Here is a 15,151-nt window from a genome sequence, read left to right on the forward strand (position 1 = left end):
ATACCTTCCGGCTGTCCGAGACGGGTCATGGCGTTGGGACGCGTACCGCTGCGATCCGCGCATCGAGCTCCTGGCGATCAAGAATCCCAAGCTGCCGATCCTGTGTCCGAGAGGAGATGAGTCCGGTGCTCCCGAGACGCACCCTCCATTGGCGCAGCCCGCCTCCTGCGCGCGTTCGGCGAGACCTTCCGCTGCCAGGTACGGGATCGGATTTGGCAAGGCCAAGCCGCAAGGTCTGCTGGGCGCGGACAATATCGACTTGGCCTTGCACAGGATTAGGCCGCCTTGACGCCCGTCAGGAAACTCGCCACCTCCTGGCCAAGTTCGCTTGAGCGCTTGGCCAGCTCCTGAGCCGTGCCAAGGACCTGGGATGCCGCCGTACCCGTGTCGCCGGCGCCCTTCTGAACATCGATGATGTTGCCGGTCACGGCTTCCGTGCCGCGAGCCGCTTCCTGGACATTTCGGGCGATTTCGGCCGTGGCGGCTCCCTGTTCCTCCATCGCGGCTGCGATCGACAGCGAAATCTGTGACATTTCATTGATCGTGCGGGCGATCTCCTGGATGGCCTCTACGGTCTGCTGGGTCGCCTGCTGCACGGAGCCGATCTGGAGCGAGATCTCCTCGGTCGCTTTCGCGGTCTGGCTGGCGAGATCCTTCACCTCGGAGGCAACGACGGCGAAGCCTTTTCCGGCTTCACCTGCGCGAGCCGCCTCGATGGTGGCGTTGAGGGCCAGCAGATTCGTTTGTCCGGCAATGTTATTGATCAGCTGCACGACGTTCCCGATCTTTTCGGCCGTTGCCGCCAAATCCTGGACCGTCACGTTCGTGCGCTGAGCACCGTCGACCGCACGATCGGCAATCTTGGACGATTGCGTGACCTGAGCTGCGATTTCACGGATGGAGATGGAGAGTTCCTCGGTCGCTGCGGCAACCGTTTGAACATTGGCGGAGGTCTGCTGCGCGGCCGACGAGACCGTGATCGATTGAGTGGTCGTCTGGCTCGCGACCGCAGCCAAGGATCGAGCAGATTCCTCCATCTCGGTTGCCGAGGATGACAGGTGCTGCACGAGGCCGCCGACGCTGCGCTCGAACCGCTCGGCCAGGGCCGTCATTTCTGCCTTGCGCCTCTCCGCCATTCGGCCCTCGGTTTCGGCTTGCTCGTCTCTGAGCCGTTGAGCCTCCTGCATGGCGGCGGCGAAGACCTGGGTGGCCTTCCAGATATCGCCGATCTCGTCTCGGCCGGCTTTGACCTGAGGCAGATTGAAATCGCCGGAGGCGAGTTTCTGGAGCGCCGCGGTCAGCCTCTGGAGCGGATGGGCGATCTGGCGGCTTCCGATCAGCCAGCTCAGGAGAAGAGCAATGATGGCGCCACCGGCAGCCAAGGCCCCCAGGAGTTTCATCATCTCGTCGTACAGGATATTGGCCTGCTGATCGATCTGTTCGATGGCCCTCCTGCCGTTCTCCATCATCTGGTCGATGCGGGCCTGATAGGCCTTCCTGTTGGCGCGGTTTTCCTCCGTATTGCCCTGGGCGTTGGCCGCAGCGGGCGAGACCTCGTTGCCGAGCCTCACGGTTTCCGTTCGGAACGTCTTGAAGGCGGCCGCATCCTTCTTCAAGGCGTCGAAGACTGCGGTTTCCTCAGGGGGCAGGATGGGTTCCCATTTGACGAGCAGGGCATCGATCTCTTTGAGCGCGGCGAGCGATCCTTCCCCGAACTTCCGCGCCTCCTGAGTGTCGGCTGACGCGTAAATGCCGCGGGATTCCATGACGACCTGTGTCACCAGCCGGTTGAGGCGCTCCGCATAAAGGGCACGAAGAGCCGAAGCGCTGACATCATCAACCGCTGCATCGTAGGTCTGTACGGTGTAGATTCCCACGCCGGCGATGGTCGTTGCTAGTAGGCTCAGCGCGGTCGCGAGCGCAAATAACTTCGTTCTGATTTTCATGGATCCTCCCCCAACGGATTTCGCGCTGCTGCATAGAGAAGCGGGAAATCAGCGTAGCGGGGGTGGCTTGTGCGAGACTGACACGGGTTCTCTGCAAGAAAGCCAATCCTGCCGAGCCGCGGCAGGATTATAGCCATGAAATCTAGAGCCGATGCGGACTCATTGAGCCTGTGGTCCCTGAGAGCCTATCGCTCTTCGGCTGCCGGGATGATCCCGAGATCGCCGAGCTTGGCCCGTACATCGGCAATCGGCCGCTTGAGCTTGAGACTGATCACCGAAGCCGGCATGCCCTCCTGCGCAAGAGCCTTCAGCATCTGAACGGCCTCATATGTCCAGGGAGATCCTGTATTCATGGACGTCACCTCCTAATGGCAGAGACAAAAGGCTCTCCTGGAACTGCGGCGAGATCATGAAAAAATGCCGCTTGTCGCTTTCCGTGTCCCGCAACCTTAGCTTGAGATACGCGTTCTTGTGGAGGCAACGCACTCAGGGACGCTATCATGAGCATCATCTGGACCATCATCATCGGCTTTGTGGCCGGCCTTATCGCCAAGTGGATCATGCCGGGCCGGAACGAGCCTTCCGGCTTCATCATGACCACGATCTTGGGTATCATCGGTGCTGTCGTGGCCACCTATCTCGGGCGTGCCGTCGGCTGGTATGGCCCCGACGATGGCGCGAACTTCATCGGCGCGATCGTGGGAGCCATCATCGTGCTCTTCATCTACGGCCTGATTGCCGGCCGGCGTTCGACGACAACGTATTGATCGATCTGCCGTTTTGGAGAGAGCCGCGCCCTGGGCGCGGCCCATTTCCATTTGCTTTCGAAAGCGATCATGCCGCGTCGTGGGGGCCGGTCAGGGCTGCCTTGACGGGGCAATTGCCGACATATCCCCTCCAGGCCAGATAGGAACCGCCCGCAAGCGCCAGCACGTTCAGGAGCGGATTGGGGCGAGGCTTGGCGGCCGCAGCGGCCAGGCCAAGCCCTACAAGCATGTAGACGCCACGTTCCGTCGTGCTGAGATTCGGCTCTCCGGTCGTCAGGGATCCGGCTCCGGTCGAGATGATGTTCGCCACGTTCTTTCTCCTTAGGTGAGCAGAGGCCGAACGCGACGCCGATCCGTGTTGTTCCGCGAGCCGGAGGTCGTAAGGAACCGGAAAACTTGGCTGTCGTTGAGTCCACGCTCACCACTATGGAGTTTCACGATGCCTGCCAAGGAAAAGACCTTAAACGACCTGTTCCTTCATACCCTGAAGGATATCTACTACGCCGAAAAGCAGATCCTGAAGGCCTTGCCGAAAATGGCAAAGAATGCGGAATCGGAGGAGCTGAAGCAGGCCTTCGAGACGCACCGCGAGGAGACCGAGGGGCAGATCGATCGCCTTGAACAGGTCTTCAAGAGCCTGGACAAGGCCGCCCGTGGCGTGCAGTGCGAAGCCATCAATGGCATCATCGAAGAGGGCAAGGAGGTCATGGAGGACTTTGCGGACAGCGAGGCTCTCGATGCCGGCATCCTGGCTGCTGCCCAGGCCGTCGAGCACTATGAGATCACGCGCTACGGCTCCCTCAAGACCTGGGCTCTGGAGCTCGGCATGGATGAGGCCGCCAGGCTGCTCGACCAGAACCTTCAGGAGGAGAAGAAGACTGACGCTCTCCTCACGAAATTGGCCGAGGCGCGCATCAATACAAAGGCGGCCTAGAGCCTTTTCGGCGAAGTGGATTCGGTTCGCCGCTCAAGAATGCGGCAAGTCGAAAACGAGAACCGGTTCCATGCAGGTGGAGCCGGTTCTCACCCTCTTTCGTGGCAAAGCCCCGCTTCCAGGCGGGGCTTTGCTATCTTTATGGAAGCGTGGGCACCGTGTTAGTGGCGGTGGCACCCGCAAGGGGCGACGGCTGTCTCGAGCGTCAGCCGCATGGCCCCTGACGGATGCACGTCAAAGGTTGCTTTCATGGTGCTGGGCTGTTCGACCAGATGCAGGAACGCCAGGAGTCTGAGGCACGCAATCGGAGGCAGCATGCTCAGCAACTGACCGAGATTCTCCTGAACTCCATCGATCATCTCTTCTTGCACGAAGGAGGCGAGAGCGAGCTTCTCGTCAGGCGGCGACATGGGGCATCCCCGGGTGAGACGGTGAGGGTCTGACGTGCCTGATGAGCGAGGGTCCACGCAAGCCGGCCAGCTTGCGAACATGCTCAAGGCTGGCAGTCGAGATCTCGACGGCGGCTGCGATGCAGGGTTGCCCTTCGATGATCTGAGGCAAGCCAAGAGGGCGAACCTTGAAGCCGGTCTGCTGCCAGCGTGGCAGCCACCACATCTCGACAACCGCAGTGACCTCACTGATGCCGTTCTCCAGGCAGTATTCCTGCATGGCAGCCAGAAGGCGGCAATCCGTCCGCCCGGTGCGCCGCTCCTTCACGACAAAGTAGCGTGTCCACTCGAGGACATCGGCAGCCTGCGGGATGTTGCGCTGGACCAGGTGGGGAAAGACGTCGCTGATCATGTGAGGCAGCAAAGTCGGGTAAAGCCGCTGCCCACCGACCACGCGGCCTGCATCGATGGCGAGGAGATAGACGGCGTGCTCGTTATCATAAGCATCGATCTCAAGCCCGTTGGAATGGCTGAGGTCGGTCCAGCCCCGCTCCTCGACAAAGATCTGGTGCCGAAGGCGGTAGAATTGCTGGATGCCGTCTTCGTAAAGCCCCCTGTTGTCGCTTGTAATCACATGGATATGGGTCATTGATGTCACCCCCTTGCTGAGTGGAATGACATTTCGCCCAAATAATTTGTGATTGGTATTGTAGGAAATTACAGGTTCTTCATCAGGCCTGGATAAGCTTGTACTGCATGGCTCGGGCTACGGCCTGGGTCTTATTGGTGGCTTCCAGCTTTTGACAGGCGCTGACGATGTGCGCCGTGACCGTTCGCTCGGTGATTCCGAGGATATCGCCTGTATCGGCCGCCGATTTTCCGGCTGCGGCCCACATGAGCGCCTCCCGCTCCCGAGGGGTCAGCAGACCCGCTCCGCGGCAGGGAAGGGGGTTGAGCAACTGCCGGGCGCGCTCGAAGGCGTACATGGCCATGAGGTGAAGGGCTGGCTTCGTTCGGGAGGACAGATCAAGGTCGACCCCGCTCATGGAGAAGCAGGCCTCGTACCCATTGATGCCGTGGATCGGCAGGCAAAATCCATCCCTCATCCGGAAATCGGTCGCTCTGTCCATGACCTCGGCTGCGCGCGGCTCTCTATCCCGATCGAAAGGGGCCTCGGACCACTCGAATGGTTGTACTGTGTTTCGGCAGAGACGAATGACAGGATCAACGCGAACATAATCTTCCTTTGCATAGATGTCGAACCAGCCAAGTGGCCATTTCTTAAGAAGTACAACTTGGTCGAACCGCTCTTTTAGGTTCGGTAGTCCTGTAATGATGAAGTTTTCGAACCCAAATAGCGCGAAAGATTTCGCCATTTCATCCATTACGTCTGGGACGGACGAAAGAGCTTCAAGCCTACCAATGAAGTCGAAGGCTTCTGTCGCGTAATCGAAGCTCGAATGAGACACCGGTGCCTCCTGAGGGATTTCTATTAACAGGTGTATATCATACTTTTACTACCCAAGGTTATGGAAGGGGTATAATGACCCTGACCTGGCAATTAGGAAGGAGAGGGGATTGCAGCAGAAGTCACCCAGCCCCATCGACGCTCATATCGGCAGCCGGGTGCGATCCAGACGGATCAAACTAGGGATGAGTCAGGAGAAATTGGCTGAGGCTCTGGGCCTCACATTCCAACAAGTCCAGAAGTACGAGAAAGGGGTGAACCGTATCGGAGCGAGTCGCCTTCTTCAGATCGCGACCATTCTGGATGTGAGTATCGAGTTCTTTTTCGAGGAGACGCCCGGCTTTCCGAAGACTGGGGCCGCAGATGACGATGAAATGGCCGAGTTTCTGATGAAACCGGGCAGCGATCGCCTCGTCCGCGGCTTCCTGCGCCTGAAGGATGACGAGGTCCGCAAGAAGGTGGCTGATCTGGTCGACTGGTTGGCTTCGCTGCACTAGGCGCGAACTCCCGACAAGCCTGAAGGTTCGGAGCGGCCCATCGGAACCTGCCGCGCTTCTAATGGTTACTCCCCCACGATTGAGAGAGGTTGACCATGGGCGTGGGACAGCAGAACGGAAATAGGCAGCCAGATACCGGCAGCGATGATTGGGATGCTCTCAAAGGCGACGTCGGCGATATGGCCGGTGCGGCTGTCGAGCGTGGCAGGTACTTCGTCGACTCCGCGCGCGAGCAGGCGGCTGGTTATGCCGAGCGCCGCAAGGGCGACATTGCGCAGTCGGTCGCGGACTTCGCGACGTCCCTGCGCGATTCCACTCATTCGTTCGATGAGCGGCCGAACATTCGCGCCGTCGTCGACAGCGCCGCCGATGGTTTGGAGCAGCTCGCGGATTCCATTCGCGACCGCAGCTTCGCGGATTTCTTCAACGACTTCGAGGATATCGTCCGCCGCCGCCCGGCGACGGCGGCTGCCGTGTCGGTTGCCGTTGGCTTCCTGGCAGCCCGGTTCCTCAAGAGCACGGCCGAGGATCTGCGTCAGGACCGCATGGGTCAGGGGGCCATGGGCCCGGGGGCATCACGGCCCGATCGCGGCCGGTCCCAGCAGGCCCAGCACCCGCGGGCCAGAACCAGCGCATGACGGAGAGCGCCATGCAGGGCAACAACCATCAAACCATCCAGGGCCTCGTCGGTGAGGCCCTCCGCGAGTCTACGGATCTTGCCCAGAAGGAGTTCACGCTCTTTCGCACAGAGATCTCTCAGAATATCCGGACGCTCTTCATCGGATTGGCGCTTGTGGTCGTTGCGGCCATCTTCGCGATCGCCGCAGTCATGCTCCTGACGGAGTCGCTGGTCGAATGGCTCGCGACCGTCGTGAATTCCGAGGCCTTGGCGGCCCTCATCGTGGGTGGGGGACTGGCGATCATCGCGATCGGTCTCGGCCTGTACGGACGCCATGCCATGTCGGCGTCGACGCTGACGCCGCAGCGAACCATGCGCTCCCTCAAGCGCGACGCGGAGGTTCTCTCCGAAAGAGGTGCAGGATGACACAGAGCCTTCAGGACCTGGAGAAGGACATTGAGCAAAGCCGCGCGCAGCTTGATCGCACCATTGACCAACTCCAGAACAAGATGACGGTCTCGGGCGTGGTCGACGACATGCTCGGGACCGCTCGCGCCAGCCAATACGGCCCTCTCTACGACCGGGTTCTCGAAACGGTGCGCAGCAACCCGGTGCCGGTCATGCTCATCGTGGCCGGCCTCGGTCTTCTCGCCTATCGCCTGGGACGCCCGACGCGCCGCCGTCCGACCCGGCTGATCGCTGCGGACGATGATTTCATCACGGAGCAGGATCTCGTAGGAGAGCCGAGCGACCTGCGAATCTACGATGCGGGCGCCGCTCCGCTCGAGCAGACTGACGGCATGTTCGATCGCCGTACACCGAACTCCCGCATTTGACGAACGGAACAGGAGCTTTCAATGGCCAACGCAAAGAACGAAGGTGGCAAGTCGGCGACCGACAAGCAGAACGAGACCGGAGCCGGCAAGGTTTCTGCCGGCACCTCCGTGGGCAATATCGGTGAGGCTCCGATGCCCCATGCGCATGACGATATGAAAGGCGCCCAGGGTGGCGCGTCGGCCTCACAGGCGTCCCAGCCTCTGGGTAGCGGCCAGGGAGGCGACAGGTCGAAGAACAGCTCTCAAGCCTCACAGCGCCAAGCGCAGAACCAGGGTGGTTCGATGAGCGACAGAGCCCAGGAGATGGCTGGCGACATACGGGACCGTGCGGAGGACGCATACGAGGGAGCGTCCGAGTGGGCTCGCGATACCTATGATCGCGCCACCGGATGGGCATCGGGTGCTTATGAGGGGCAGCGTCGTCGCGTGCGTCATATGGGCGGCCGCTCGACCAAGGCTTTCGGTAATGTCCGTGGCGGCATGCAGAACTACGTTTCCGAAAACCCGATGGTGGTCGGCCTTGTGGGCCTGGCGGCCGGCCTGCTCCTTGGTGCGCTTCTGCCGCGGACCCGGCGCGAGAACGAGTTCTTCGGCGAGTGGGCCGACGAGGTACGGAACCAGGGCCTCCGGTATGCGCGCGACGCGGCCACTCGTGGACGCGAGTATGTGGAGGAAGCCTTCACGGGTGACGAGGCGCAGTTCAGCCGCCACGAGAGCGAGTTCGATCCGGATCGTCGTGACGCGAACCGTCACTGAGAAAATTTCCCATGGACGGAAGGCGCCGGCATCGTGCCGGCGCCTTTTCTTTGGAAATCGTGCTCAGGGAAGAAGGCAGCCAGAAAAGGCAACGGCCACGGCGAGATCATGCGCGTACATCCGGCGTCATCATCTCGGCATCGTGACCGTATCTGGCAGGCGATACGCCGCCAGGTTGATACTGAGATGGTGCCGCGCAGGCTGCATTTCAAGGATTCGGCGGCGGAATTTAACCATATGCCCTGAAACGACCGGCGTTCTCGGCTTGGCCGGAACTCTGCATTCATCAGTCCGTTGCCGTGAGGGTTGGGACACGATTGCGGTTCAGCTGTAAAGATTGGTTTTCAGGCGATCCGGCTGCTATTGAGCGGAGTCGTAGTGTGCGTATTCTGATTTTGGAAGATGATCCTTTTATCGCATCCGACCTTCAGGCGATCCTGGAGGATGAGGGGCATGAGGTCGTAGGCGTTTTCGATTCTCTTGCTGAAACCTATGACCATCTCGAGGACGGTTTCGACTATGCGCTCCTCGACGTGGACGTGGTTGGCGGAAAGAGCTTCGGCGTTGCGGCCGCATTGGCGGAGCGGGACATTCCATTCGCCTTCGTGTCCGCATCGCAACCAAGCGATCTGCCTCAATCCCTTCGCCAATTCGCCTTCATTCCGAAGCCGTTCGAGGAGAGTGCGATTCTGGAGTCGATCGGGGAGACTTCTTCGCGCTCGTTTCCATGTTAATCGCATGAGGCAGGAACCCGACACGAGAGGCTTCTGTCTCGCATGCCAGACCCGCGATTAGGCTTCTGCTGCAAGTTCGTGCCCGAGAGCGGCGAGGCTGATGCCGCGCGGCCGATGAATACCAGCTCCGTCACAATGGCCTATCTCGGGCGTCTCGATCCCAAGGCGGCTTATGACAAGCTCGCCTCCGTCGTCGCTCACAACCTCGAGGCGTTCACGCGGCAGATTGAGTATGTGGCGGGCCGCCCGCCGCTGGAGCGGTTGCATCGCCTCTCGAGCGATCTTCTGCCGGGTTACACGCATCCCATCTGCGAGGTCTTCTACCGGGATCGGGATCTGCGCACATTGATCGAGAGCAGGCTCGCCGCCGCCGGACAGCTCGCACGCGAGCACGGCGTGCGTCTGAGCATGCATCCCGGCCAGTTCTGCGTGATCGCTTCTCCGAACCCCTCCGCCGTCGCCAACGGTGTCGCCGAGTTCGAGTATCATGCGGATGTGATGCGCTACATGGGATACGGGGACGGCTGGCACCCACACGGCGCGCACATCAACATCCATGGCGGCGCGAAGGCGGTGGGAGCCGAGGGCATCCGCGAGGGGGTGGGGCGGCTGTCGGAGACCGCGAGAAACCTGATCACCATCGAGAACGACGAAGTCAGTTTCGGCCTCGACGATCTTCTGCCGCTGGCCGACGTGGTGCCCATCGTTCTCGACCTCCATCATCACTGGATCAAGAGCGAAGGCGAATACGTGGAGCCGAACGATCCCAGGATCGCCACGATCATCGCGTCCTGGCGGGGCGTGCGGCCCTTGAGCCATATCAGCGTGTCGCGAGAGGATCTGCTCTCCGGTCACGACATCTCCACGCTGCCGGATTTCAGGGCGCTCGTTCGGACCGGGATCAGGCCAAGGGATCTGCGCGGCCACTCGGATCTGATGTGGAACCTGGCCGTCAACGACCTCGTCGCACGCCATCTGACCTGGTCTGATTTCGAAGTGGAGGCGAAACTGAAGAACGTTGCGTCCGCGGGCTTGGCCCGGCACGTGGAGACGTCGGCAGCCCTGCTTTATTGAGATCGGTGAAAAGCTCGGAAAGCACGCTTTCCGAATGGAACAACACGCCGACTCGCGCGTTCACGAACATTGTTTGTCCGTAGAGCGCCTGATGCCTGAGTTTCAATCCACAGTTCTCTTGGTTGAAGACGAGCCCCTCATTCGTTTTTTTGTTGCAGAACTTCTTGAAGATTCCGGGTTCAAGGTGGTTGAGGCCGCCAACGCCACGGAGGCACTGGTTCTCCTGGAGGCAGGCCTCCACATCAACGTTCTCCTCACGGATGTGGACATGCCGAATGGCTGCAGCGGCTTCGAACTGGCTCACAAGGTTCATGAATCCTGGCCGGAAGCCGAGATCCTGATCATGTCCGGCCGCCAATGGCCTGCACAGGGAGACCTGCCTCAGGGAGCCGCTTTCCTGGCCAAGCCCTGCCCGAATGAAGCCATCGTGTCTCATGTCCATTCGGCGAGCGAGCGGTCCAGGCGCGGCCTGCGCCTCGAGCCATCCCATCTCAAGACAACGGCAAAAATCCTTCCGTTTCCGAAAACAGCCTAAATTCCTGAACTCTATCTTGCTGAAGCCGCAGAGCAGACATAAGCTCTGCCCGAATTGACCTTCCATCGGGGACTGGGGTCTTGAAACAGTCTCCGGACGATCCGACGAAAGCGGAGGTCAATGGGCTCGCGGCGCCAGGACAAGCGGCCGCCGAGGAGCTCTCCCACTCTACTCCCGGAGGAATACATGCCGACCAAGACGACAGACGGAAAAGCCGGTGCGAAGAAGACTGCTGCCAAGGCGGCCGCTGGTTCCAAGCCCAATGCTCTTCAGAAGCCCCTGCAGCCGTCCAAGGAGCTGGCCGCCATCGTCGGCTCGAACCCGCTGCCCCGCGGCGAGGTGGTGAGCAAGATGTGGGACTACATCAAGAAGAACAACCTGCAGAATCCTGAGAACAAGCGCGAGATTCTCGCGGACGACAAGCTGCAGCCGATCTTCGGCAAGCCGAAGGTGACCATGTTCGAAATGAACAAGCACCTCGCCCAGCACCTGAAGTAGGACTTCGGCCCTCTCCGATCAGGAATCCTGCCGCCATTGAACGAGCGGCAGGATTTCGGGCCTCTGGCCCGGCGCCTTCCTCCATGGGTCGACAGCCCATTCCTGCCGGTTCCCGCTCTCCACGATCACAGCGGAGAAATGCGGGTATCGCCCATCCAGAAAGAATCCGCGCGATTCCGGCGGCTCGACCTTGTGGTGGGCGAGCAGGCCTTGGTCCTGCAGAACGAGAAGCAGACTTGTCGTATTGGCGGTTTCGTCCAAGCAATCCATCTGGCCATGCACGCCCGACATCTGGGCCGGCGAGCCTGGGATGTCGGGCTTCCCTCCGATCGAAGCTGCCAAATAGGCCGTATAGGCGCTCACCACCTGCGCCAAGGCCTTTCTTTCCGTATCGGGAGAGGCTCTGGCGGCCTTCAGCAATGCGCCCGCCCGGCTGAGCCAGCCAGCCACGGACACCACCTGGCGTCGCGAACAGCCATATCCATGACAGGCCACGATGCGGGTCCCCTTGGGGCCGACATAACCCTGGCTCTCGAACCATCGCAGGGCCGCCTGCGACGCGCAGGCGGGCGAGGGGAGGGCGAGCGCCAGAAGGGCTGCCGAAAAGAGGAGTGGCATCGCTTTCGTCATGGGAGTACCTATGGCCATGCTGTCATGGCGATCAAATAGGTCAGCCGGCTGCGGCGCCCATTGGCCACGACGGTTCGAAAGTTCCACCCTTTGAGGTAATCATGTCCCGGATCGTGTTCCTGAACGGCTCATTCCTTCCCATCGAGGAGGCCAAAGTGCCCTTCATGGATCGAGGATTCATGTTCGGGGATGGCGTTTATGAAGGTGTCGGTGTTCTCGGTGGAGGCCTCGTCGACAACGATGCCCATCTCGAGCGCCTGGAGCGCTCGCTCCGCGAGGTGCGCATTCCGAACCCCTACAGCCGAGCGGAATGGACGCGCCTCGAGCAGGAGCTGGTGCGCCGCAATGCCATGACGGAGGGGTTCATCTACTTCCAGGTGACCCGAGGCGTGGCCGAGCGGGATTTCATGTTCCCGGAAAACGTCGTTCCGACCGTTGCCATGTTCACGCAGGCAAAGGCCATCGTCGACGCGCCTGCCGCCAAGATCGGGATCGCCGTCGTCACCGTGCCGGATCTGCGCTGGAAGCGCCGCGACATCAAATCCCTCAACCTGCTCGCGCAGGTGCTCGCCAAACAGGCCGCCAAGGAATCCGGTGCGCAGGAGGCCTGGATGGTGGAGGACGGGTTCGTGACCGAGGGCGGATCCTCGAGCGGATTCATCATCACGAAGGAAGGCCGCCTCGTCGTGCGTCCGCTGTCGAACGCCATTCTGCCGGGGATCACGCGCAAAGCGCTTCTGGCCCTCTCGAAGGATGCGGGTGTCGAACTCGAGGAGCGCCTGTTCACGGTCGAAGAGGCCTACGGGGCCGCCGAGGCTTTCATGACGAGCGCGTCCACATTCGTGCTCCCCATCGTGTCCATCGACGGGCGCGCCATCGGCGACGGCAGGCCCGGGCCGATCACGAGAAAGCTGCGGGAGATCTATATTCGGATGGCGACAGCCCCACGCATGGCTGCCGAATAGGCGAAGCGGAACTGCTCCGGGGGTCGCCCGTTGCCTTCCGAAAGGAGCGATCCATGAAGCGAATTCTGGTTCTATCCCTGGCTCTCGCCGGCGGTGTCACGGCTGCGATGGCACAGAATCCCAACGTTTTGAATCAGCAGGCGCCCAACATGCCGCCGCTGCAGCAGATGCCGGCTGAAAAGGTCGACCCCAACGGGTTGCAGTCGGCGCCCCGGGATCCGTCGTCGACCGGGTCGACGTTGAGCGACAAGCTTGAGCAGTCCGACGGCGTCATTCGCCCGCCCCAGACGGGGGCCCCCGACATCACGGTGCCGGCGCCCGTTCCGGAACCGGGCACGACCCCGGTCATTCCGCCACCCGGCAGCCCGGGCGGCAATCAGCAGGTTGATCCGAAGTAGAGCGACGCCAGCATTGGACATGAAAAGTGGACCTGCACTTTTCATGTCCGATGCTTCCTCACTTGAACAAGAGCATCGTTCGGGCCGCACGATGCTCTAGGAAGCGGCGGGGGCCGGTTGCTTTGGCTTTCCCGCCGCCTTGTTGCGCCGTCTGCCGTGGCGCCCGCCGCGCGGCGTGGCGGTGCCGCTGGCGTGCATCACCTTGGCGGCGACTTCCGTGATCTGGCGACGGAGCTCTTCGTCCCCTTTGCCGGCATTGTCCTGCGCGCCGAGGCGGTTCTGCGCGTCGTCGCGCTCGGCCTCGATCTCACGGATGCGCTGCTCCAGGATCAATCCGCGTTCCTGCTCCGCCGCAACGGCGCGGGCAAGCTCCGCCAGGCGCTTGCGCTCGTCGGAAAGCTCGGAGTGACGCTCGTTCAAGGCGCGCTCGAAGTCGTTGCCGCGCGCGGTCTGGGTCATCAGGCGGGTTTCGAGATCGGAGATCGCGATGCGCTTGGCATCGTTCTCGGTGAGGGCCGCCGTCAGGCGCTGATCCGTGTCGGCATATTCCGCCTCCAGGCGAGCGAGCCGCTCCTGAGCATGGAGCAGCTCCGTCTTGAGGCTGGAGCGCCCGCTCTGGGTGAGATCCAGCTCCATGCGCGTATTGGATAATTCATCCAGGGTGGCGCGGTGGGCGTTTTCGAGAGCCGCAAGGGTCTCCCGGGTGCTCAAGAGAGAGGTCCTTGTCTGTCCCAGGTCGTCTTCGAGGGCAGCCAGCTTCGTCTGGGTCTCCGCCAGGGCCACCTCCAGTTGCGCGATCATCCTGTCCCGTTCGGTCAGGGTGCTCTCAAGAGCCTCGATCCGCACGGCCCGGCGGCCGAGCTCCTCCATGCTCTGGTGCTTGGCCGCAAGAGCCTCCTCGGCCTTGCGCTCGATCTTGCGCTGAAGCACGGCGAACTCGGCCCGCAGATGGTCCTTCTCCGCCGTCAGCTCGGAGATGGACATGGGAAACAGCGCCTCAGCCCGGCGGCGCGCGAGCCGCTCCGCGCGGGCATTGATCGCGGGAATGATGAGGAGCGCGATGAGGGTCGCAGCCACAAACCCCAGCGCGAAAATCATAATGGTTTCAACCACGCGGACGCCAACTCCAAGAGACCAGAAAGAGACCTGATCGTGTAACGCTCAAGCACCTTGCCTTGTGCCCGCGCGGCTTTCCAGAGCGATCACGCCCCAGCCCGCCGGTTGTAGTGCATCTTTGAGCCGTTTCCACCTGTGTGGAAGCCGGTCGGGGATGCGGGCAGCCTCTTTAGAAGGGGTTCCAGGTCGGCTCGGGCGTGAATTTCAGGTAACCCATGTTGACGCCGAGCCTTGCGCCTACGCCGGTGCGGATCGGGACCACGACCATCTCGTCCGCCGCCAGCGCCGTCACGCCGAAGCCGCCGATGAAGTAGGCCGAGCCATCGACGCCGACAAAGCGCTTATAGAGGGCATCCGTGAAGGGCATGTTGTAGACCAGCATCATGGTCCTGGCGCCTTCTCCGCCGAAATCGAAGCCGACCGACGGTCCCTGCCAGAAGATCTTGCGCTGGCCCGCATTGCGGGTGAACAGCTTGCCCTCGCCGTAGCGCAGGCCGCCGACGATGGCGCCGGAGGCCTCCTGGCCGAGGATGTAGCCGTTGGGCTCGCCCCAGCGGCGCACGGCCTCTTCGAGGGCTGTTGCCAGGCCCCGGGAGGCGGAGCCGAAAAACTGATGGCCCGACTCGACCAGTTCATTGGAATTGAAGGCGTTCGGGCTGCCTGGATTGGGCGCATAGGCGCGCTGCACGGTCTGGGCGGAGGCCTGCAGGGGGAGGGCGCCGACAAGGGCGGCCAAAGCGGCCGCTGCAGCCAATGAAAGTCGGGAGCGCATGGGCTATCTCCTCGTATGAGACAGGGGACGATCCGGCCTCCTCAAAGCCGGACGGCTTCTAGAGCATCGGACCCAAAAGTGGACCCACTTTTGGGATTCGATCCGATGCTCCACTCTTGGGAGCGCGCATCGTTCGACGCAGAAAACCGGATCCACATTTCTGCACGGTGCGCTAGCGAGCCCCGACTTTACGGGCATCAACCCTAACAATCTCTGT

Annotated in this window: 22 protein-coding genes; 13 read left to right on the forward strand and 9 right to left on the reverse strand. The window is 61.6% G+C overall.

All coding sequences use genetic code 11. The features are described 5' to 3' along the window. Nucleotides 1-275 precede the first annotated feature (275 nt). Together E4K09_RS07975 and E4K09_RS28940 are read right to left on the reverse strand one after the other, a co-directional pair. A complete protein-coding gene (locus tag E4K09_RS07975; RefSeq protein WP_134496220.1) occupies nt 276-1,946 on the reverse strand; it encodes a methyl-accepting chemotaxis protein in 1,671 nt (556 codons plus the stop codon). Nucleotides 1,947-2,131: 185 nt separating this feature from the next. Continuing rightward, nucleotides 2,132-2,299: a hypothetical protein gene (locus E4K09_RS28940; RefSeq protein WP_166802220.1), complete on the reverse strand. Its 168-nt coding sequence runs from the start codon at nt 2,297-2,299 to the stop codon at nt 2,132-2,134. A gap of 147 nt (nt 2,300-2,446) precedes the next feature. Between E4K09_RS28940 and E4K09_RS07980 the strand changes: the two genes are divergently transcribed. Further along, the gene (locus E4K09_RS07980) at nt 2,447-2,713 is read left to right on the forward strand and encodes a GlsB/YeaQ/YmgE family stress response membrane protein (protein WP_091129684.1); all 267 of its coding nucleotides are present in this window, start codon (nt 2,447-2,449) and stop codon (nt 2,711-2,713) included. Nucleotides 2,714-2,780: 67 nt separating this feature from the next. Here E4K09_RS07980 and E4K09_RS07985 read toward each other — a convergent pair whose 3' ends face one another. Further along, complete coding sequence (locus tag E4K09_RS07985; RefSeq protein ID WP_244610414.1) at nt 2,781-3,023, reverse strand: YgaP-like transmembrane domain; 243 nt, start codon at nt 3,021-3,023, stop codon at nt 2,781-2,783. Between the two features lie 129 nt (nt 3,024-3,152). Here E4K09_RS07985 and E4K09_RS07990 point away from each other — a divergent pair, with 129 nt between their 5' ends. Beyond that, nucleotides 3,153-3,647, forward strand: a complete 495-nt coding sequence (locus E4K09_RS07990; RefSeq protein ID WP_134496221.1) for a YciE/YciF ferroxidase family protein — start codon at nt 3,153-3,155, stop codon at nt 3,645-3,647. Between the two features lie 161 nt (nt 3,648-3,808). Here E4K09_RS07990 and E4K09_RS07995 read toward each other — a convergent pair whose 3' ends face one another. The 3 genes from E4K09_RS07995 to E4K09_RS08005 all read right to left on the reverse strand — a co-directional run bounded on the left by E4K09_RS07995 (nt 3,809) and on the right by E4K09_RS08005 (nt 5,505). Beyond that, nucleotides 3,809-4,057, reverse strand: a complete 249-nt coding sequence (locus E4K09_RS07995) for a hypothetical protein (RefSeq protein ID WP_134496222.1) — start codon at nt 4,055-4,057, stop codon at nt 3,809-3,811. After that, complete coding sequence (locus tag E4K09_RS08000) at nt 4,044-4,685, reverse strand: acyl-homoserine-lactone synthase (protein ID WP_134496223.1); 642 nt, start codon at nt 4,683-4,685, stop codon at nt 4,044-4,046. The genes E4K09_RS07995 and E4K09_RS08000 overlap by 14 nt, the downstream gene beginning before the upstream one ends. Nucleotides 4,686-4,767: 82 nt before the next feature. Further along, nucleotides 4,768-5,505, reverse strand: coding sequence for a helix-turn-helix transcriptional regulator (locus E4K09_RS08005; RefSeq protein ID WP_244610415.1), 738 nt, complete (start codon nt 5,503-5,505; stop codon nt 4,768-4,770). Nucleotides 5,506-5,614: 109 nt separating this feature from the next. On the opposite strand from E4K09_RS08005, the gene E4K09_RS08010 reads away from it, so the two are divergent. The 9 genes from E4K09_RS08010 to E4K09_RS08050 all read left to right on the forward strand — a co-directional run bounded on the left by E4K09_RS08010 (nt 5,615) and on the right by E4K09_RS08050 (nt 11,053). After that, a complete protein-coding gene (locus tag E4K09_RS08010; protein WP_134496224.1) occupies nt 5,615-6,001 on the forward strand; it encodes a helix-turn-helix domain-containing protein in 387 nt (128 codons plus the stop codon). Nucleotides 6,002-6,096: 95 nt separating this feature from the next. Further along, the gene (locus E4K09_RS08015) at nt 6,097-6,639 is read left to right on the forward strand and encodes a hypothetical protein (RefSeq protein WP_193557265.1); all 543 of its coding nucleotides are present in this window, start codon (nt 6,097-6,099) and stop codon (nt 6,637-6,639) included. Continuing rightward, on the forward strand, nt 6,636-7,046 hold the full coding sequence (locus E4K09_RS08020) for a phage holin family protein (RefSeq protein ID WP_244610416.1): 411 nt from the start codon (nt 6,636-6,638) through the stop codon (nt 7,044-7,046). The genes E4K09_RS08015 and E4K09_RS08020 overlap by 4 nt, the downstream gene beginning before the upstream one ends. After that, a complete protein-coding gene (locus E4K09_RS08025) occupies nt 7,043-7,456 on the forward strand; it encodes a DUF3618 domain-containing protein (protein WP_134496225.1) in 414 nt (137 codons plus the stop codon). The genes E4K09_RS08020 and E4K09_RS08025 overlap by 4 nt, the downstream gene beginning before the upstream one ends. 21 nt (nt 7,457-7,477) lie before the next feature. Continuing rightward, nucleotides 7,478-8,212 (forward strand): hypothetical protein, encoded by a 735-nt coding sequence (locus E4K09_RS08030; RefSeq protein WP_134496226.1) that lies wholly within the window; start codon nt 7,478-7,480, stop codon nt 8,210-8,212. Nucleotides 8,213-8,592: 380 nt separating this feature from the next. Next, nucleotides 8,593-8,946, forward strand: coding sequence for a response regulator (locus E4K09_RS08035; protein ID WP_166802221.1), 354 nt, complete (start codon nt 8,593-8,595; stop codon nt 8,944-8,946). Nucleotides 8,947-8,988: 42 nt separating this feature from the next. Further along, nucleotides 8,989-10,020 carry an apurinic/apyrimidinic endonuclease family protein gene (locus E4K09_RS08040; RefSeq protein ID WP_134496228.1) on the forward strand — a complete coding sequence of 344 codons (1,032 nt, stop codon included), beginning with the start codon at nt 8,989-8,991 and terminating at the stop codon, nt 10,018-10,020. 91 nt (nt 10,021-10,111) lie between these two features. Then, nucleotides 10,112-10,555, forward strand: coding sequence for a response regulator (locus tag E4K09_RS08045; RefSeq protein WP_134496229.1), 444 nt, complete (start codon nt 10,112-10,114; stop codon nt 10,553-10,555). A gap of 186 nt (nt 10,556-10,741) precedes the next feature. Then, on the forward strand, nt 10,742-11,053 hold the full coding sequence (locus E4K09_RS08050; RefSeq protein WP_134496230.1) for an SWIB/MDM2 domain-containing protein: 312 nt from the start codon (nt 10,742-10,744) through the stop codon (nt 11,051-11,053). 18 nt (nt 11,054-11,071) lie between these two features. On the opposite strand, the gene E4K09_RS08055 is transcribed toward E4K09_RS08050, so the two are convergent. Then, nucleotides 11,072-11,671 (reverse strand): hypothetical protein, encoded by a 600-nt coding sequence (locus E4K09_RS08055; protein ID WP_134496231.1) that lies wholly within the window; start codon nt 11,669-11,671, stop codon nt 11,072-11,074. A gap of 113 nt (nt 11,672-11,784) precedes the next feature. Between E4K09_RS08055 and E4K09_RS08060 the strand changes: the two genes are divergently transcribed. Continuing rightward, a complete protein-coding gene (locus E4K09_RS08060) occupies nt 11,785-12,648 on the forward strand; it encodes a D-amino-acid transaminase (protein ID WP_134496232.1) in 864 nt (287 codons plus the stop codon). Between the two features lie 53 nt (nt 12,649-12,701). After that, complete coding sequence (locus tag E4K09_RS08065) at nt 12,702-13,046, forward strand: hypothetical protein (protein WP_134496233.1); 345 nt, start codon at nt 12,702-12,704, stop codon at nt 13,044-13,046. Between the two features lie 96 nt (nt 13,047-13,142). Here E4K09_RS08065 and E4K09_RS08070 read toward each other — a convergent pair whose 3' ends face one another. Next, entirely contained in the window at nt 13,143-14,159 is a 1,017-nt protein-coding gene (locus tag E4K09_RS08070; protein ID WP_134496234.1) for a coiled-coil domain-containing protein, read from the reverse strand. Nucleotides 14,160-14,331: 172 nt separating this feature from the next. After that, nucleotides 14,332-14,934: a DUF1134 domain-containing protein gene (locus E4K09_RS08075; RefSeq protein WP_134496235.1), complete on the reverse strand. Its 603-nt coding sequence runs from the start codon at nt 14,932-14,934 to the stop codon at nt 14,332-14,334. Between the last annotated feature and the right edge of the window lie 217 nt (nt 14,935-15,151).

This window comes from Microvirga pakistanensis (assembly GCF_004458765.1).
Taxonomy (GTDB): Bacteria; Pseudomonadota; Alphaproteobacteria; order Rhizobiales; family Beijerinckiaceae; genus Microvirga; species Microvirga pakistanensis.